The 17,062-nt window shown below is 72.4% G+C and carries 16 protein-coding genes; 2 read left to right on the top strand and 14 right to left on the bottom strand.

Annotated elements, in window-relative coordinates; translation table 11 throughout:
• Nucleotides 1-6: 6 nt before the first annotated feature.
• From BM223_RS18915 to rocD, 6 genes are read right to left on the bottom strand one after another with little or no spacing between them, the layout of a single operon-like run.
• A complete protein-coding gene (locus tag BM223_RS18915) occupies nt 7-684 on the bottom strand; it encodes a histidine phosphatase family protein (RefSeq protein ID WP_038675934.1) in 678 nt (225 codons plus the stop codon).
• Between the two features lie 11 nt (nt 685-695).
• The gene (locus BM223_RS18910; protein ID WP_038675931.1) at nt 696-1,739 is read right to left on the bottom strand and encodes a phosphotransferase family protein; all 1,044 of its coding nucleotides are present in this window, start codon (nt 1,737-1,739) and stop codon (nt 696-698) included.
• Nucleotides 1,732-2,520 (bottom strand): SDR family NAD(P)-dependent oxidoreductase, encoded by a 789-nt coding sequence (locus BM223_RS18905; protein WP_038675929.1) that lies wholly within the window; start codon nt 2,518-2,520, stop codon nt 1,732-1,734. Before BM223_RS18905 ends, BM223_RS18910 begins: the two co-directional genes overlap by 8 nt.
• Nucleotides 2,521-2,542: 22 nt before the next feature.
• Nucleotides 2,543-2,923: a hypothetical protein gene (locus tag BM223_RS18900; RefSeq protein ID WP_141267418.1), complete on the bottom strand. Its 381-nt coding sequence runs from the start codon at nt 2,921-2,923 to the stop codon at nt 2,543-2,545.
• A gap of 18 nt (nt 2,924-2,941) precedes the next feature.
• Complete coding sequence (locus tag BM223_RS18895; RefSeq protein WP_038675926.1) at nt 2,942-4,216, bottom strand: Glu/Leu/Phe/Val family dehydrogenase; 1,275 nt, start codon at nt 4,214-4,216, stop codon at nt 2,942-2,944.
• Nucleotides 4,213-5,484 carry an ornithine--oxo-acid transaminase gene (gene rocD / locus BM223_RS18890; RefSeq protein WP_082003485.1) on the bottom strand — a complete coding sequence of 424 codons (1,272 nt, stop codon included), beginning with the start codon at nt 5,482-5,484 and terminating at the stop codon, nt 4,213-4,215. The genes BM223_RS18895 and rocD overlap by 4 nt, the downstream gene beginning before the upstream one ends.
• Before the next feature lie 76 nt (nt 5,485-5,560).
• On the opposite strand from rocD, the gene pruA reads away from it, so the two are divergent.
• Together pruA and BM223_RS18880 are read left to right on the top strand one after the other, a co-directional pair.
• Nucleotides 5,561-7,234 (top strand): L-glutamate gamma-semialdehyde dehydrogenase, encoded by a 1,674-nt coding sequence (gene pruA / locus BM223_RS18885; protein ID WP_052138087.1) that lies wholly within the window; start codon nt 5,561-5,563, stop codon nt 7,232-7,234.
• A 48-nt stretch (nt 7,235-7,282) separates the two neighbouring features.
• Nucleotides 7,283-8,134, top strand: coding sequence for a MurR/RpiR family transcriptional regulator (locus tag BM223_RS18880; RefSeq protein ID WP_083427857.1), 852 nt, complete (start codon nt 7,283-7,285; stop codon nt 8,132-8,134).
• A gap of 85 nt (nt 8,135-8,219) precedes the next feature.
• Here BM223_RS18880 and BM223_RS18875 read toward each other — a convergent pair whose 3' ends face one another.
• From BM223_RS18875 to mftD, 8 genes are all read right to left on the bottom strand, one after another.
• Nucleotides 8,220-9,305 (bottom strand): branched-chain amino acid ABC transporter permease, encoded by a 1,086-nt coding sequence (locus BM223_RS18875; protein WP_052138086.1) that lies wholly within the window; start codon nt 9,303-9,305, stop codon nt 8,220-8,222.
• On the bottom strand, nt 9,302-10,177 hold the full coding sequence (locus BM223_RS18870) for a branched-chain amino acid ABC transporter permease (protein ID WP_038675924.1): 876 nt from the start codon (nt 10,175-10,177) through the stop codon (nt 9,302-9,304). The genes BM223_RS18875 and BM223_RS18870 overlap by 4 nt, the downstream gene beginning before the upstream one ends.
• Nucleotides 10,174-10,908: an ABC transporter ATP-binding protein gene (locus BM223_RS18865; RefSeq protein WP_038675922.1), complete on the bottom strand. Its 735-nt coding sequence runs from the start codon at nt 10,906-10,908 to the stop codon at nt 10,174-10,176. Before BM223_RS18865 ends, BM223_RS18870 begins: the two co-directional genes overlap by 4 nt.
• Before the next feature lies 1 nt (nt 10,909).
• The gene (locus BM223_RS18860; RefSeq protein ID WP_052138085.1) at nt 10,910-11,659 is read right to left on the bottom strand and encodes an ABC transporter ATP-binding protein; all 750 of its coding nucleotides are present in this window, start codon (nt 11,657-11,659) and stop codon (nt 10,910-10,912) included.
• Nucleotides 11,656-12,867 carry an ABC transporter substrate-binding protein gene (locus BM223_RS18855; RefSeq protein WP_200887047.1) on the bottom strand — a complete coding sequence of 404 codons (1,212 nt, stop codon included), beginning with the start codon at nt 12,865-12,867 and terminating at the stop codon, nt 11,656-11,658. Before BM223_RS18855 ends, BM223_RS18860 begins: the two co-directional genes overlap by 4 nt.
• Nucleotides 12,868-12,988: 121 nt before the next feature.
• The gene (locus tag BM223_RS18850; RefSeq protein WP_200887046.1) at nt 12,989-14,311 is read right to left on the bottom strand and encodes an aspartate aminotransferase family protein; all 1,323 of its coding nucleotides are present in this window, start codon (nt 14,309-14,311) and stop codon (nt 12,989-12,991) included.
• A complete protein-coding gene (locus tag BM223_RS18845) occupies nt 14,295-15,773 on the bottom strand; it encodes a GMC family oxidoreductase (RefSeq protein WP_038675916.1) in 1,479 nt (492 codons plus the stop codon). The genes BM223_RS18850 and BM223_RS18845 overlap by 17 nt, the downstream gene beginning before the upstream one ends.
• Before the next feature lie 34 nt (nt 15,774-15,807).
• Nucleotides 15,808-16,989, bottom strand: coding sequence for a pre-mycofactocin synthase MftD (gene mftD / locus BM223_RS18840; protein ID WP_038675914.1), 1,182 nt, complete (start codon nt 16,987-16,989; stop codon nt 15,808-15,810).
• Between the last annotated feature and the right edge of the window lie 73 nt (nt 16,990-17,062).

Here is a 17,062-nt window from a genome sequence, read left to right as displayed (position 1 = left end):
CTCACCTCACCGGTAGGTCAGCAGCTCCGTGCCGACGTGCGGGTGCTCGTTGAACGTGAGCAGCCGCGCCCCGGTCTTGCCGACGATCACGCGCGTCACCGACGTGTTCGCGATGACCGTGTTGAACCGCGCCCACACCGGCCCGAGCACCGTCCCCGCCCCACCCTCCGGTACGACGAGCAGCGCAGCCAGCGCGGCGATCACTCCCCCGGACGTGACGACGAGCGTGGGTCCGGGGCGAGCGGCGGCGGCGTGGAGGGCGGTCCGGGCGCGGGCCACGAAGGCGTCGTACGGCTCGGGGTAGCCGGCGTCGGGGCCGGCGGCGGACCAGTGCGCGGTGGAGATCTCGAACTGCTCCTGGAAGGCGCGGCGGTCGACGCCGTGGTCGACCACGCCGCCGGTCAGCGCGGCGTGGCGGGCGAGGACGGCGGTGTGGTCGAACTCCGCCCAGTCCTCGTCGACGTCGGCGGTCAGGGAGAGCCCGGCACCCTCGGCGAGGGCCTCCCAGGTCTCGCGGTGCCGGCGCATGCCGCCGTGCACGGCGGACACGGGCAGCGGTCCGTCCTGGGCGGCGAGCCAGCGGCCGAGCGTGCGGCCCTGCTCCCACCCGGTCTCGGAGAGGACGTCGTAGTCGTCGGCGCCGAAGGACGCCTGGCCGTGGCGGACCAGCAGGAGAACACCCATCGTGCGCCCCCTCAGCCGAACAGGATCCGGCGGCAGCGCGCCTCGAGGTAGCCGACGGCCGGCCCGAACGCGGCGTACGCCTCGTTGGTGGTCTGGCCGGTGGCGTAGCGGTACCAGATCTGCTGCGCGATCACGGCGAGCCGGAACAGGCCGTAGACCTCGTAGAACCGCAGCTCGTCGTCGCTGAGGGTGAGGCCGCGGCGCGACAGGTAGGCGTCGACGAGCTGCTCGCGGGTCCACATGCCCGGCGTGGTCGTGGGCTGGCGGCGGAACGCGAGGAAGAACTCGTCGTCGTCGGCCTGGACCCAGTAGGCGAGCGTGCAGCCGAGGTCCATCAGCGGGTCGCCGACGGTCGCCAGCTCCCAGTCGAGGACCCCGACGACGCGCGTCGGGTCGTCCTCGGCGAGGACCAGGTTGTCGAAGCGGAAGTCGTTGTGGATCATCGCCGAGCCGGAGTCGGCGGGCTGGTTGTCGGCGAGCCAGCCCGTGATGTCCGACCAGTCGCCGGTGTCGTCGGTGCGGGCGTTGGCGAGACGCTGCGTCCAGCCGCCGATCTGGCGGGCGACGTACCCGTCGCCCTTGTCGAGCGCCGCCAGGCCCGGGACGGCGGACACGTCGATCGAGTGCAGCGCGACGAGCGTGTCGACCGCCGCGTCGCACAGCGCCGAGGCCTGCTCCGGCGAGACCGGGAAGCCGAAGTCGCGCCGCGGGATGCGGCCGTCGAGCCGCTCCATCACGTAGAGCTCGCTGCCGATGGGGCTGTCGGCCTCGGTGGCGTAGGCGACCATCGCCGGGACCTGGGGGAAGACCGGGGCGAGCGCGTCCTGGATGCGGTACTCGCGGCCCATGTCGTGGGCGCCCTTGGCCTTGGTGCCCACCGGAGGACGACGCAGGATGAGCGCCGGCCCCTCGGCCATCGTCAGCAGGTACGTCAGGTTCGAGGCGCCGCCGGGGAACTGGCGCACCTCGGTGATCACCCCGCGCCCGAGCCACTTCTCGACCGCGCGGACGTCGAAGGCGTCCTCGTCGCGGACCGGACGGGAGTCGTCACTCATCGGCGATCGCCTCCAGCTTGCGGGCCTGCGCGCGCATCACCGCGTCGTACGACGCCCGGTCGCTCACCTTCAGCTCGTACGCCGAGCGCGCGGCCGGGTCGGGCAGGATCATCTCGGTGCCGGCGTCGATCGCGTCGAGCACGGCCGCCGCGATGTCGTCGGCCCCGAGCGGGCTGTCCTCGACGAGCCGCGTCATCACGGTCTGCAGCGCCGCGTCGCGTCCCTCGACGCCCGCCATCAGGTTGGTCCGGAAGTACGACGGGCACACCACGTGCGCCGTCACGCCGTACGACGCCAGCTCGTGGCCGGTCGTCTCGGTCAGGGCGACGACCGCCGCCTTGGTCGCGTTGTAGCCCGCCATCCCCGCCGGGTGCACGAGGCCGGCGAGCGAGGCGACGTTGACGACCCGCCCGCTCCGCTGGCGCTTGAAGACCGGCGTGAACGTCGCCGTCCCCCGCACCGCACCGAGCAGGTTGATCTCGACCAGCCGCTGCCACTCGTCCATCCCGGCCACGTCGAGCCGCCCCCCACCGGCGATGCCGGCGTTGTTGACCAGGACGTCAAGCCCGCCCCAGGTTCGCTCGACGTGCTCGCGCGCCGCGGCCCAGTCGGCGTCGCTGGTGATGTCGAGCGGGTGGATGCCGGCGTCGTCGGCGGCGCGGTCGGTGCGGAGCACCTGGGCACCCCGGGCCTCCCAGGCGGCCGCGAGGGCCGCGCCGAGCCCGGAGGCGGCGCCGGTGACGAGGACTCTCAGTGGTGCGTCGAGGGGTGCGTCGGTCACCCGGCCGACAGTAGTGCTTCGGTCACTCGCCGGTGATGCCGCTCCCGACGAAGTGCTCGAGCAGGAGGAAGAGCGCGATGATCGCCACGCCACCCGTCCACCCGATGTCCGTCTTCGGCAGGGTGGCCCCGGGAGAGCCGGGACGCCGGTAGGCCTCGGGGAAGTAGCGCCAGACGCCGCCCCGGGACCACACCGCCGTGACCACGACGATCGCCACGTAGGCGAGGTCGAGCGAGATGGACGCCCGGTACCCGCGGCTGCTGAGCGAGAGCTGGGTGACCAGCGGGCCCAGCACCGCGGCCGTGCCGAACCACAGCGCCTTCGCCGAGAGGTGGGGCACGGCGCGGAGTACCAGCACGACCAGGACGACCAGTCCCACTCCGTCGATCACGCCGCGCACCACGGCGCCGATCATTCCCTGCTACGGGTAGAGCCCCCGCGCCAGGTGCGCGTTCGCGACCGTCTCGACCGCGAGCGTGGTGGCCGCCCGCCGCAGCGAGATGGCGCGCCGCTCGGCGTACGCGACGACGCCCTCCCAGGCCGACTGCATGCGCTCGGCGAGGCGGGCGTTGACGTCGTCCTCGCTCCACCAGTAGGCCTGGTTGGCCTGGACCCACTCGAAGTACGACACGATCACGCCGCCGGCGTTCGCCAGGATGTCCGGTACGACGAGCACACCGGCCTCGGCGAGCACCTCGTCCGCGGCGGGGGTGGTGGGGCCGTTGGCGCCCTCGGCGATGACGGAGGCCTGCACCCGGTGGGCGTTGTCGGCGTTGATGACCGCCTCGACGGCGGCCGGGACGAGCAGGTCGACGTCGAGGTAGAGGAGGTCGTCACCGGCGTCCATCGGCTCGGAGGCGGCGAAGCCGACCACGCTGCCGGTGCTGTCGACGTGCTCCATGAGGGCCGGTACGTCGAGCCCGGCGGGGTCGTGGACCGCGCCGTACTGGTCGCTGACGGCGAGCACCCGGACGCCGGCGTCGGCGAGGAGGCGGGCGGCGTCGCGGCCGACCTTGCCGAAGCCCTGGACCGCGGCCGTGGCACCGCGGACGGCGATGCCGCGGTGGCCGAGCGCCGCGAGCGCCACGTGGACGACGCCGCGCGAGGTGGCGCTGGCCCGGCCGAGCGAGCCGCCGAGGGCGACGGGCTTGCCGGTGACGACGCCGAGCACGGTGTGGCCGCGGTTGACGGAGTAGGTGTCCATCATCCAGGACATGACCTGCTCGTCGGTGCCGATGTCGGGCGCGGGGATGTCGGTGGTGGGCCCGAGGAGCGGCATCAGCTCGGAGGTGTAGCGGCGGGTCACGCGCTGCAGCTCGCCGCGCGAGTACTGACGCGGGTCGAGGGTGACGCCGCCCTTCGCGCCGCCGTAGGGGATGTTGACCAGCGCGCACTTCCAGGTCATCCACATCGCCAGTGCCCGGACCTCGTCCAGCGAGACGTGGGGGCCGAACCGGACGCCGCCCTTGGCCGGGCCGCGGGACAGGTTGTGCTGGACGCGGTGCCCGATGAGCACCTCGACGCTGCCGTCGTCGCGGCGGAGGGGCACCGAGACGGTCACCTCGCGGCGCGGGGTGCCGAGCATGTCGAGCATGCCCGGGCCGTAGTCGAGCAGCGCGATGGCGTCGGCGAGCTGGCTGCGCGCGGCGACGAGCGGGTTCCGGTCCTGGACCGGAGCCGCGAGCGTGGCGGTCATCGGCGCGCTTCCTCCAGCACGGTGCGCAGCGTGGTGACGAGGAGGTCGATGTCGGACTCGGTGGCGACCAGCGGCGGCGCGAAGCGCACCGTCGAGCCGTGCGTGTCCTTGGCGAGGATGCCGTGCCGCATCAGGCCCTCGCAGACCTGGCGACCGGTGAGCAGGGACGGGTCGACGTCCACGCCGGCCCACAGCCCCCGCACCCGGACGGCGACCAGGCCGGTCCCGATCAGCTCGCGCAGGCCCTTCTCGAGCCGCGCGCCGAGGACCTGCGCGCGCTCCTGGAACTCGCCGGTCGCGAGCAGCTGGACCACCTCGTGGCCGATGGCGGCGGCGAGCGGGTTGCCGCCGAAGGTCGAGCCGTGCGTGCCGGGACGGACGACGTCCAGCACGTCCCTGTCGGCGGCGATCGCGGAGACCGGGTAGAGCCCGCCGCCGAGCGCCTTGCCGAGCACGTAGACGTCCGGGACGACGTCGTCGTGGTCGCAGGCGAAGGTGCGCCCGGTCCGGGCGAGACCGGACTGGATCTCGTCGGCGACCATGAGCACGTTGCGCTCGGTGCACAGCGCGCGCAGCGCCGGCAGGAAGCCCTCGGTGGGGACGACGACCCCGCCCTCGCCCTGGATCGGCTCGAAGAGCACGGCGACGGTCGAGTCGTCGATAGCGGCAGCCACGGCGTCGATGTCGCCATAGGGGACGCTGACGAAGCCCGGCGTGAACGGGCCGTAGTCGGCGGTCGCCTCGTCGTCGTCGGAGAAGCTGACGATCGTGGTGGTCCGGCCGTGGAAGTTGCCGTGCATCGTGATGATCTTCGCCGTGCCCGGCGCGACGCCCTTGACCTGGTAGCCCCACTTGCGGCTGACCTTGATGGCGGTCTCGACGGCCTCGGCGCCGGAGTTCATCGGCAGCACCATGTCCTTGCCGGTGAGCTCGGCGAGGGCCTGCGCGAACGGGCCGAGCTGGTCGTTGAAGAACGCCCGGCTGGTCAGCGTGAGCCGCTGCAGCTGCGCGGCGGCGCGGGCGACCAGGCGCGGGTGGCCGTGGCCGAAGTTGAGCGCGGAGTAGCCGGCGAGGCAGTCGAGGTAGCGGTTGCCCTCGACGTCGGTGACCCAGGCGCCCTCGCCGGAGGCGAGGACGACGGGCAGCGGGTGGTAGTTGTGCGCGGCGTGCGTCTCGGTGCGCGCGATGTGGGACGCGGTGGAGCCCGGGTCGGCGCCCTCCGGCGGCGTCGTCCCGGGGGCGCTGGACACGGCGGTGGTCGTCGTCATGTGGATAGAATGATTCATTCCACTTTGGTTCGCAAGGGGCTATTCTGAAATCTCTGTTACGAATCAGGAGGAACCCGTGGACTCGATCACCCGTGTGCCGGCACCCGTCAACGAGCCGGTGCTCGACTACGCCCCCGGCAGCCCCGAGCGGGCTGCCCTGAACGACGCGCTCGCCGTGCTGGCGAGCACTCCGGGGGAGCTCCCCCACGTCATCGGCGGCCACCCGGTCACCGGCACGGGCGAGCCGATCGAGGTCCGCGCGCCGCACGACCACAAGCTGCTGCTCGGCACCCTGCGCAACGCCACGACCGCCGACGCCCAGGCCGCGGTCGACGCCGCGCGTGCCGCGGCGCCCGCCTGGCGCGCCCTGCCGTACGACGAGCGCGCCGCCGTCTTCCTCCGGGCCGCGGACCTGCTCGCCGGTCCCTGGCGCGCGCGCCTCGTGGCCGCCACCATGCTCGGGCAGTCGAAGACGTCGTACCAGGCCGAGATCGACGCCGCCTGCGAGCTCATCGACTTCTGGCGGTTCAACGCGCACTTCGGCCGCGAGGTGCTCGCCGAGCAGCCCGTCGCCAACAGCGCGGGCATCTGGAACCGCACGGACCACCGCCCGCTCGAGGGCTTCGTCTACGCGATCACCCCGTTCAACTTCACCGCCATCGCCGGCAACCTCCCCACCGCGCCCGCGCTGATGGGCAACACCGTGATCTGGAAGCCCAGCCCCACCCAGCAGCGCGCCGCGTCGCTGACCATGGAGCTGCTCCGCGAGGCGGGCCTCCCGCCGGGCGTCATCAACATGGTCACCGGCGACGGTCTCGCCGTCAGCGAGGTCGTGCTCGAGCAGCCCGACCTGGCCGGCATCCACTTCACCGGCTCGACCCCGACCTTCCGGCACCTGTGGCGCGAGACGGCGCAGCGGCTGGACACCTACGCGTCGTACCCGCGGCTCGTCGGAGAGACCGGCGGCAAGGACTTCGTGCTCGCCGCCCCCTGCGCCGAGCCGGTCGCGCTGCGCACCGCGCTGGTCCGCGGCGCCTTCGAGTACCAGGGCCAGAAGTGCTCGGCCGCGTCGCGCGCGTACCTGCCCTCCAGCCTGTGGGAGCAGATCCGCGACGACCTCGCCGAGATCGTCGACGCACTGCCGATGGGCGACGTCCGCGACCACCGCAACTTCATCGGTGCCGTCATCGACGAGCGCGCCTTCGCGAAGCACCGCGCCATGCTGGACGAGGCCCAGGCCGACCCGAAGGTCGAGGTCGTCGCCGGCGGCACGTACGACGACAGCAAGGGCTGGTTCGTCCGGCCCACGGTGCTGCGCATCGACGACCCCGAGCACCCCGCGTTCAGCACGGAGTACTTCGGCCCGATCCTCGCCGTCCACGTCTACGACGACAGCCTGCCCGGCGCGCTCGACGCGATCGCCGGCATCGTGGACGCGACGTCGCCGTACGCCCTGACGGGGGCGGTGTTCGCCACCGACCGGACCGTCGTCCACCGGCTGTCGGAGCGGCTGCGCTTCGCGGCCGGCAACTTCTACGTCAACGACAAGCCCACCGGCGCCGTCGTCGGCCAGCAGCCGTTCGGCGGCGGGCGGGCCTCGGGCACCAACGACAAGGCCGGCGCCGCGACCAACCTGCTGCGCTGGACGAGCCCGCGCTCGATCAAGGAGACGTTCGTCCCGGCCGTCGCCCACACCTACCCGCACATGCAGGACCCGCGCGAGGTCGACCTGACCGACCGGGTCTGGTGATCCGGCGATGATCGGGCCCGACACCGGCGGCTGCGTTAGGTTCGGACAGTGACTGACATCCCCGGCGGACACGCGTCGGTGCGCAAGCTGCTCATGGCCACGCTCGACGAGCTCAGCAACAGCGAGCGCAAGGTCGGGCGGGCACTGCTCGCGCAGTACCCCACGGCCGGCCTGACCACCGTCGTCGACCTCGCGTCGGCGGCCTCGGTCAGCCCGCCCACCGTCGTCCGCTTCGTGACCCGACTGGGCTTCCCCGGCTTCCCCGCCTTCCAGCGGGCACTGGTCCACGAGCTCAACGGCGAGCTGGGCTCACCCCTCAAGCAGTACCCCGAGAAGGGCGGTCCCTCAGAGGAGGGCGTGCTCACCGAGACCCACCAGGCGTTCGCGGCGATGCTCTCGGCGTCGTACGACGAGCTCCCGGAGTCGGAGTTCGCCAAGCTGGTCAAGCTGCTGTGCGACCCGGGCCGCGAGGTCCGGGTGGCCGGCGGCCGCTTCAGCGGCTCGGTCTCCGAGTACCTCGTCGCCCACCTGCGGCTGCTCCGCTCCGGCGTCCACCACGTCAGCAACGACGACCTCGACCGCCGGACGACGATCGCGGACGCCTCGGGGAGCACGGTCTTCGTGATCTACGACTACCGCCGCTACACCGAGCAGAACCTCGGCTTCGCCGAGCGGATGGCCGCCCGCGGCGCGACCGTCTGCCTGATGACCGACAACTGGCTCTCGCCGATCGCCAAGATCGCGCGCGTCGTCCTGCCGACCCGGGTCGACTCGGCGTCCCCCTTCGACTCGCTCGTCGCGTCGATGGCGCTCACCGAGAGCATCGTCGCGGCCGTCGCGGCCGAGCTCGGCGAGGCGGGGGTGAAGCGGCTCGAGCTGCTGGAGGAGTCGCCGGAGTAGTCGCCGGCGAGCAGAGTCGTGTGCCCGAGAACCCGCCCAGGCGAGTTCTCAGGCACACGACTCCCGCTCAGCGGGCTCAGCAGGCTCAGGCGACGCTGACCGGCTCCTTCGCCGTCGCGTCAGCGGACCGCTCGGCGTCGCCCCGGCCGCGGCGCGTGAGGCGCGGCAGCCGCAGCTCGCGCACCCCCATCAGCCCGTACGGCGCCTTCACCAGGACCACGAGCAGCACCGCCGCCACGATCAGGTCGGCCACGCCGGCCGGCAGCTCGTTGCCGCCCGTGAACTGGCCGTCCTGGAAGCGTCGCAGGACCTCCTGGAGCGCGCTCACGGCCAGGGCGCCGACGACGGCGCCGCTGAGCGAGAGGTAGCCGCCGAGCACGATCATCACGACGAACGAGAAGGTCGCGGTGAGGAAGAAGCCGTTGACGTTGAACGACGTCAGGTAGCCGGCGTAGAGCGCGCCGGCCAGGCCGCAGACCAGGGCGCTGAGCACCCAGGCGGTCGCGCGGTGGCGGCCGACGGCGATGCCGGAGGCCTGCGCAGCCCAGAAGTCCTCTCGGGAGGCGCGGAGCTGGAGGCCACTGCGCGAGCAGCGATACAGCCAGGCCACGACGACGGCGGCCGCGGCGACGCCGAACGCCCACCAGGTCGTCGTCCCGCGGGGGATGCCGATCATGCTCGACGAGCCGCGGGTCACCTCGGTCCAGCTGTTGAGGACGTTGTAGGTGATGAGCAGCATCGCCAGCGTCGCGATGCCCGACTGCAGGCCGCTGAGGCGGGCGACGACGGGCGCCGTCACCAGGCCGACGACGGCGGCGACGAGGCCGCCGGCCAGCAGAGCGACGGGGAAGCTGCTGTGCACCTCGGCCAGCCACGACAGCCAGCCGGGCAGATCGGAGAAGAGCGTCTTCTTCAGGGGCACCGGGATCGTGAGGTACGCCGTCGTGTACGCGCCGGCCGCCATGAACATGACGTGCCCGAACGACATCACGCCGGAGTTGCCGGAGAAGACCGACAGGCCGACGACGAAGACGACCGAGACCAGCGCGAGCGTCGCCACCCGGGCGGTCGTGACGTCGCCCGTCACGCCGACGAGAGCGGCGAGCAGGACGAGGCCGACGAGGATCGCGGGCGTCTGCACCGCGGCGAGGAGACGGTTCAGGTTCTTCACGAGACACGCACCTTCGCACCGGAGAGGAGGCCCTGGGGCCGGACGACGAGCACCGCGATGAGCGCCGAGAAGAGGAACGCGTCGCGGAACGCGATGAGGTCGGTCGGCAGCAGCGACTCCAGGAGCGCCGTCGCCGCACCGAGCAGGAAGCCGCCGAGTGCGGCGCCCTTGAGGCTGCTCATCCCACCGAGGACGGCGCCCACGACGCCGATGAGCATCGGCTGCAGGCCCATGTCGGCGCCGACCGAGCCCTGCCGGGCCACGAGCACCGCGCCGCCGATCGCCGACAGCACGCCGACGATGACGAAGGCCGCGGGGATGACGAGGTTGGCCTTGACGCCGAGGCTGGACGCCATCCGGAAGTCCTCGGCCGCGGCGCGCAGCTGGATGCCCAGGCTGGTGCGGCCCATCAGCCACGCGACGACGAGCAGCATCAGGCCGCACAGCACCAGGGTGACGAGGTCGAGCACGCTCACGTCGGCGCCGAGGATGCTCACCCGGTGCGACAGGAAGCGCTCCGGCGGCACGCCGCGGGTGCGGGGCAGCACGGTCATCCGGGCCAGGCTCTGCAGCGCGAGGCTGACCGCGAACGACGCGATCATCAGCGTCACCGGGTCGGCGTTGCGCAGGGGGTGGAAGGCGAGCCGCTCGCTGACGAGCGCCACCACGACGGCGAAGACGATCGCCATCAGCAGCGCGAACGGCCAGGGCTGGTCGCGGAACAGGTACATCGCGAACGCGCCGGCGAGGATGAGCTCGCCGTACGCGAAGTTCATCAGGCCGAGCACGCCGAACAGCAGCGCGACGCCGATCGTCAGCAGGGCGTAGAGCGCGCCCAGCCCGACCGCGTTGATCAGGAACTCCAGGATCATCGGGTGACACCCACTTCAGCAGGAGAGAAGCCGAGGTACTCCACGACGGCCGGCATCCGGCCGAGCTCGGCCGCGGTCCCGCTGCCCAGCACCTTGCCGGGTGCCTGGAGCACGTAGGAGCGGTCGGAGACCTCGAGCGAGCGGACGGCGTTCTGCTCGACGAGCAGGATCGTCATGCCCTGCTCGCGCAGCGCGACGACGACGTCGAAGATCAGGTCGACGACGATGGGCGCCAGGCCCAGCGTCGGCTCGTCGAGCAGGAGGATGCGGGGGTTGAGCAGCAGCGCCCGCGCGATCGCGAGCTGCTGCTGCTCCCCACCGGAGAGCAGGCTGGCGCCGCGGTTCCAGTAGGTGCGCAGGATCGGGAACCGCTCGAGCTCGCGCTCGATGTCGGCGGCCACCTGCGCCTTGTCCTTGCGGGTGACCGCGCCGAGGCGGAGGTTCTCGCCGACGGTGAGGCTGGCGAAGATGCCCCGGCTCTCGGGGACGTGCGAGACGCCGGCCCGGATCGTCGAGTAGGACTTGCTCGCCACCGACGCCCCGTCGACGGTGATCGAGCCGGACGCCACGGGCACCTCGCCCATGATCGCCTTGACCAGGGTGCTCTTTCCGGCGCCGTTCTGGCCGATGAGCGAGACCAGCTCGCCCTCGCCGACGTCGAGCGAGCAGCCCTGGACGGCACGAACGGACGAGCCGTACTGGAGGTGGACGTCCTCGATGCGCAGGACCATGTCAGTGTCGCTTTCCGAAGTAGATCTCGATGACCTGGGGATCGGAGCGGACGGCCGCCGGCGCGCCCTCGATGACGGTCCGGCCGCTGTCGAGGACGTGCAGCCGGTCGCAGGTGCCCATCACCACGGACATGTCGTGCTCGACGAGCAGGACGCCGCACTCGCGCCGCTGCGCGAAGCCGCGGATCGCGGTGATGAGCTCGACCGCCTCGGTCTCGTTCTGCCCCGCGGCCGGCTCGTCGAGGAGCAGGAAGCGCGGCCGGGCGGCGAGCGCGCGGGCGATCGCCGTCGTGCGGACCCGGCCCGCGGTGAGCTGCTCGGCCCGGTCGTGGGCGACGCCGTCGAGCGCGAGCTCCTCGAGGATCTCCTCGGTGAGAGCGCGCCCCTCGCGCCGCCCGAGGCCGGCGCCGAGCGCGGCGGCCTCGACGTTCTCGCGGACGGTGAGCCGGCCGAACACGCGCCCGCTCTGGAACGTCCGGACGACGCCCCGGCGGGCGCGCTGCCGCATCGAGTGCCGGGTGAGGTTCATGTCGTCGAGCCAGATCGTCCCGGACGTCGCGCGCAGCATCCCGCTGAGCAGGTTGAGCGTGCTCGTCTTGCCCGAGCCGTTCGGCCCGATCAGGCCGAGCACCTCACCGCTGCGCACCTCGATCGAGACGCCGTCGACGGCCTTGACGCCGTCGAAGTGGATCCCCCCGTCGGCCATCCGCAGCACGGATGACCGACGGGAGAGCTGGGTGGCGGTGGTCATGACGCGCAGGAGTTGCCGTCGCCGACGTCCGGGATGGAGTCGACGCGCTGCTGCCCGGCGAACGTCATCGCACCGTCGGCGACCTCGACCACCGTCATCGGCGTGTCGATGATCTTGTGGCAGGTCTTCGAGAAGTAGGCGACGTCGCCGATCGGCGTCTTCACCGAGCCGTCGCCCTCGAGGGCCGCCTTCAGGTCGCCGCCGGAGAAGGACTTCGCCTTGCCCGCGGCATCCGCGAGCGCGGTGACCATGTTGTAGCCGAGCAGTGCGTAGCTGGACGCCGGCTCGGACTTGTACTCGGCCTGGTAGGCCTTGACGAAGGCGTCGAGGTCGGCCGCGGAGTCGGCGCCGGTGCAGTACACGTAGCAGGCGAAGCCGGTGTAGTAGATGTCGCTGGCCTTCTCACCGACGACGTCGAGCAGCACCTGGCCGTCGAGCGCGGCCGGGCCGACGATCGGGACGGTCACGCCGGCCTCGCGGAGCTGGCGGATCGCCGTGGCGCCACCGGGGTTCCAGCTGGCGACGTACACGAAGTCGGGCTGGGTCGAGAGGCCCTTGAGCCGGCTCGCCTGGCTGCTGATGTTGACGTTGTCGCCGCCGGGGAACGCGTCGTCGCCGACGATCTTGCCGCCGAGGTCCTCGAACTTCGCGGTGAAGTAGCGGCCGGCCGACTTGGTGTACTCGATGCTCTCGTCCTGCAGCACGTACGCCGTGCGCCAGCCCTTCTCGTAGGCCCAGGCCGCGCCCGAGGAGCCCTCGACGTCGCTGCCCGCGTTGGCGGAGAAGACGTAGTCGCCGAGCGTCTTGGTGTCGGCCATCTTCGGGTCGCCCGCGCAGATCGAGACCGACGGGATCTCCGAGGCCTGCGCGACCGAGGCGCCGGGGGCGCTGAGGTCGAAGTCGCAGGGGGTGACGAGGAGGTCGATGCCCTCGGCGATCAGCTCGGTGGCCGCCGTGCCGACGGTGTCGGGGTTGGAGCGGACGTCCTTGCTGATCACCTTGATCTTCTTGCCGTCGATGCCGCCGTCGTCGTTGATCTCCTTGATCCGCAGCAGCGCGGCGTTACCGGGCTCGACGTCGAACGGCGCCATGTTGCCGCTCTGGCTGAGGGCGAAGCCGATGACGAGCTGGTCGTCGTCCCCGCTCGCGGCGTCGGAGCCGCCGGAGCAGGCGGCGGTCAGGACGAGAGGGGCGACAGCAGCCGCCACCAGGGCCTTACGGCCTGTAAAAGGGCGCGCGAAACCAAGCATGGGTCCTACCTAGGGTGAGAGGAGGTGGGGTCGGAGTGGTGGTGGATGCGGGCGGGACGCCGCCCGGGGCGGGAGGCCGCTAGGAGACGGCGGCCCGCAGTGCGACCCGGACGCACTCGATCGTGGTGGCGACGTCGGCCTCGGTGGTGGCCGCGTTGAGGCGGCGGTCCCCGGTGGGGAAGGCCGGCTCGAGGACGCCCTGGCTGAGCAGCGAGGCGTGGTAACGCCCGTACATCTCCGCGTCGGACTGCATCGCCTCGCGGAAGTTGGTGGGGAGCTCGGGACGGAAGTAGACGCACCACTCCGAGCCGAGGCCGGTCACGGTCGCCGGGGCGCCGGTCTCGGCGATGGCGTCGGCGATGCCGGTGCGCATCTGCTCACCGCGCGCGTAGAGCGTGGTGAAGATGTCGTCGCTCTCCATGATCTGCATCGTCTTGTTGGCCGCGGCGAGCGCGTACGGCGAGGCGTTGTAGGTGCCGTCGATCGTCGCCTCGGTCTTGCTGTAGGCGCCCAGGTGGCCCATCAGCGCGTCGATCCCGGCCAGGCCGGCGAGCGAGTAGCCGTTGGCGACGGCCTTGCCGAAGGCGGTGAGGTCGGGCGTGACGCCGCAGATCGACTGGTAGCCGCCGATCGCGGCGCGGAAGCCCGTCTTGACCTCGTCCATGACCATGACGACGCCGTGCGCGGTGCAGAGCTCCCGGAGCAGCTCGAGGAAGCCGGGCGCGGCCGGGACGCAGCCGAAGCTGTGCACGTAGCCCTCGGTGAACGCGGCGGCCAGCTCGGCGCCGTGCTGGTCGAAGGCGGCACGCAGGCCCGCGGCGTCGTTCCACTCGACGACGACGACGTCGGCGACCACGGCCGGGTGCAGCCCGCCGCCGTTGGGGGTGTTGAGCGCCGAGCCCTCGGTGAGGTCCTTGCGCGAGCTGCCGACGGCGACGTGGTCGTTCCAGCCGTGGTACGAGCCGTGGAACTTGAGGATCTTGAGCCGGCCGGTCGCGGCCCGGGCCACGTGCACGGCGTGCATGGTGGCGTCGGTGCCGGAGGTGCAGAAGGCGACCTTGTCGGCCGACGGCATCACCGCGCAGATCCGCTCGGCCAGCTCGGCCTCGCCGGCCTGGGGGCCGACGCCGGTCAGGTCGCAGGTGTTGGCGGCGGTGAGCACGGCCTCGTTGACCCGGCGGTCGCTGTGGCCGAGCACGATCGGGCCCCAGGCGTTGAGGTAGTCGACGTACTGCCGGCCCTCCTGGTCCCAGATGTAGGCACCCTGGGTGCGGACGAAGACCTGCTTCCAGCCGACCCGGTGGCCCGACGAGACGCCGCGCGGGACGACGGCCTCGGAGCGCCGCCAGGTCGCGGCCTGGTCGGCGGGCTCGGTCACGGTGGGCTCAGACAGAGTGGACACGGTCGGTGGCTCCTTCGGAGTCGGCGGGGTTCGGGGCCAGGTCGGCGAGCAGGGCGGCGCTGAGCCGCTCGGCCACCATCACGACCGGCAGGTGGGTGTTGGCCGCGGGGACCTCGGGGATCACCGAGCAGTCGAGCACCCGGACGCCGGCCAGGCCGTGCACCCGGCCGCGCTGGTCGACGACGGCGCCGGGGTCGTCGGCGCGGCCCATCCGGGCGGTGCCGACGGCGTGGAAGTAGTCGCCGATCGACGAGGTCAGCCAGGCGTCGTACGTCGCGGGGTCGTCGAGCGCCGAGACGTGGGTGCCGGTGGCGTCGATGAACGCCTCCTCGACGATCTCCTGGAAGGGCGCGGTGCCCAGCAGCCGCCGGGCGACGTCGACCGCCTCGCGCATGACCTGGCGGTCGCGGTCGGTGGTGAGCATCCGCTCGGCGATGACCGGCGGGCCGGTGGGGTCCTCGGGGTTCAGCCGGACCTCGCCGGTGGAGGTCACCGTCATGACGGCGGCCATCACCACGGCGTGGTGCGCGGGCGAGGTCTCCGCGAGCGCGCCCTGCATGGGCAGCACGTGGATGTCGCCATCCTCGATGCTGGACGACGTGCGGACCACGGCGTTGATGCACGGCTGCCCGGCCCGGACCGCGCGGGCCTCGGGGCGCAGCGCGAGCAGGATCGAGGCGGCGGGGTGGTCCTGCAGGCCCTTGCCGACGCCGGGCCGGTCGCAGCCGCTGCGCAGCAGGATCGCGGGCGTCTCGATGGCGCCGGCCGCGAGGACGACCTGGTCGGCGCGCAGCTGGGTGCCGTCGAGGAGCACGACGCCGACGACGGCGTCCCCCTCCCGCAGCAGCCGGTCGACGCGGGCCTCGGTCCGCAGCTCGACCGCGCCACGGTCGAGAGCGGGGCGCAGGTAGACCTCGGCGCTGGAGCGGCGCCCGAGCGCGTCGGCGTTGCGCCAGAGCGTGCCGCCGCCGTCGTCCGGGGTCAGCGTGTTCACGCCGGTCGCCAGGCCGAGCGCGCCGGCGGCGTCGACGAGTGCCCGGTCCATCGGCGTGTAGTCGTCGGCCGGGGTGGCGACCAGGTCGCGGGCGAGCCGCTCGAAGGTCGGCGCCACGGCGTCCCACGACCAGTCGTCGAGCCCGTAGTGCTCGGCCCAGCGGTCGTAGTCGCGGGGCAGCCCGGGCAGGGCCAGCATCGCGTTGACCGACGACGAGCCGCCGACGCCGCGGCCGCGGTGGTACTGCCGCGGCGCGTCGCCGGAGAGCCGGGTAGCGGTCAGGCCGGGGTCGAAGGCCTCGGGCGAGACCATCGCGTCCATCCAGTTCGCCGAGGCGAGCCGGGCGCCGGTGGCGGTGCCCTGCCAGTCGGGGCCGGCCTCGAGCAGCACGACCTCGTGCTCCTCGCTCAGCCGGGCGGCGGCGACGCAGCCGGCGCTGCCGGCTCCGACGATGATGATGCGTGCCATCTGCTCTCTCCGTTCCGTGCGGTCGCCGGGTGGGTCAGCTCGCCGGCGGGACGAAGAAGTGCGGGTTGAGCACCATCAGGTCCTCGCGGCTCAGCTCCGAGAGCGAGCTGCGCCCGATACCGAACATGGTCTCGCGGATCCCGCTGCGCAGGATCTGCAGGACCTCGTGGACGCCGTCCTCGCCGTTGACCGCGAGGCCGTAGAGGAAGGCCCGGCCGACGAAGACCGCACGGGCACCGAGCGCGAGCGCCTTGACGACGTCCGAGCCGCGGCGGATGCCGCCGTCGAGGGTGACCTCGACCTGGTCGCCGACCGCGTCGACGATGCTCGGCAGGTAGCGCAGCGGCGAGGGGCTGCCGTCGATGTTGTTGCCGCCGTGGTTGGAGATGCCGATCGCGTCGGCACCGAGGTCGACGCAGAGCTTGGCGTCCTTGACCGTGTTGATGCCCTTGACCATGAACGGTCCGCCCCACAGCTCGCGGAGCCACTTGACGTCGTCCCAGGTGGGAGCGGGGGTCTCCTCGAAGCGCGACCAGGCGGCGCCGAAGTACGGCGTCGAGCCGTCGAGCTCGAACAGGTTGGGCACCTTGAGGTCGGGGATCCGGCCGCGGCGCAGGTAGCTGCCGAACCACAGCGGGCGGGAGAGCGCCTCGGGGGCGAGCTCGGCCATGGTGCGCAGCTTCATGTCGCTCGGCGGAGCCGGCGGGACGCCCCAGTCGCGGCGCGGGGTGTGCGACCAGTCGAGGGTGACGATGAGCGCCTTCGCGCCGGCGGCGCGGGCCGCCTCGACGCGGGCCTCGATCTCGGCCTTGGTGCCGACCCAGTAGAGCTGGAAGATCGTCTTGTCGTTGGCGCGGGCGACCTCCTGGACGGGGTCGGAGGCCCACGAGCTGAGGCCGACCGCCGTCCCGGCCCGGGCGGCGGCCCGGGCGACGCCGATCTCGCCGTCGGGGTGGATCGCCTGGGCGCCCACCGGCGAGATGACGACGGGGAAGTCGATGTCGAGGCCCAGCAGCGACGTCTTCAGGTCGATGCTCGTCGGGCGGTCGAAGACGGTGGGCGAGAAGCCGAGCTCGTTGAACGCCTGGATGTTCTCGTCCAGCGTCCAGCCCTGCTCGTTGCCGGCCTTGACGGCCAGCCAGACCGCACGCGGCAGGCGGCGCTTGGCCAGTCGCTCGGCCTCCGCCAGGTTGCGGAACCGGATGCGCTTGCTCATCGGGGAACTCCTTCGACGATGGCGAGACCCGGATCACCGTAGGCTGAAACGTTTCTTACGGCAATACCCTTCG

This window comes from Pimelobacter simplex (assembly GCF_900114845.1).
In the GTDB taxonomy this organism is placed as follows: domain Bacteria; phylum Actinomycetota; class Actinomycetes; order Propionibacteriales; family Nocardioidaceae; genus Nocardioides; species Nocardioides simplex.
The sequence above is the reverse complement of the archived record's forward strand: the minus strand, read 5'-3'. Positions and strand labels throughout refer to the sequence as shown.

What these genes read in the sequence shown, in the direction of transcription:
- BM223_RS18915 (WP_038675934.1), bottom strand. Translation starts at nt 684, where the DNA reads ATGGGTGTTCTCCTGCTGGTCCGCCACGGCCAGGCGTCCTTCGGCGCC.
- BM223_RS18910 (WP_038675931.1), bottom strand. Translation starts at nt 1,739, where the DNA reads ATGAGTGACGACTCCCGTCCGGTCCGCGACGAGGACGCCTTCGACGTC.
- BM223_RS18895 (WP_038675926.1), bottom strand. Translation starts at nt 4,216, where the DNA reads ATGACCGCCACGCTCGCGGCTCCGGTCCAGGACCGGAACCCGCTCGTC.
- rocD (WP_082003485.1), bottom strand. Translation starts at nt 5,484, where the DNA reads ATGACGACGACCACCGCCGTGTCCAGCGCCCCCGGGACGACGCCGCCG.
- BM223_RS18870 (WP_038675924.1), bottom strand. Translation starts at nt 10,177, where the DNA reads ATGATCCTGGAGTTCCTGATCAACGCGGTCGGGCTGGGCGCGCTCTAC.
- BM223_RS18865 (WP_038675922.1), bottom strand. Translation starts at nt 10,908, where the DNA reads ATGGTCCTGCGCATCGAGGACGTCCACCTCCAGTACGGCTCGTCCGTT.
- BM223_RS18860 (WP_052138085.1), bottom strand. Translation starts at nt 11,659, where the DNA reads ATGACCACCGCCACCCAGCTCTCCCGTCGGTCATCCGTGCTGCGGATG.
- BM223_RS18845 (WP_038675916.1), bottom strand. Translation starts at nt 15,773, where the DNA reads ATGGCACGCATCATCATCGTCGGAGCCGGCAGCGCCGGCTGCGTCGCC.
- mftD (WP_038675914.1), bottom strand. Translation starts at nt 16,989, where the DNA reads ATGAGCAAGCGCATCCGGTTCCGCAACCTGGCGGAGGCCGAGCGACTG.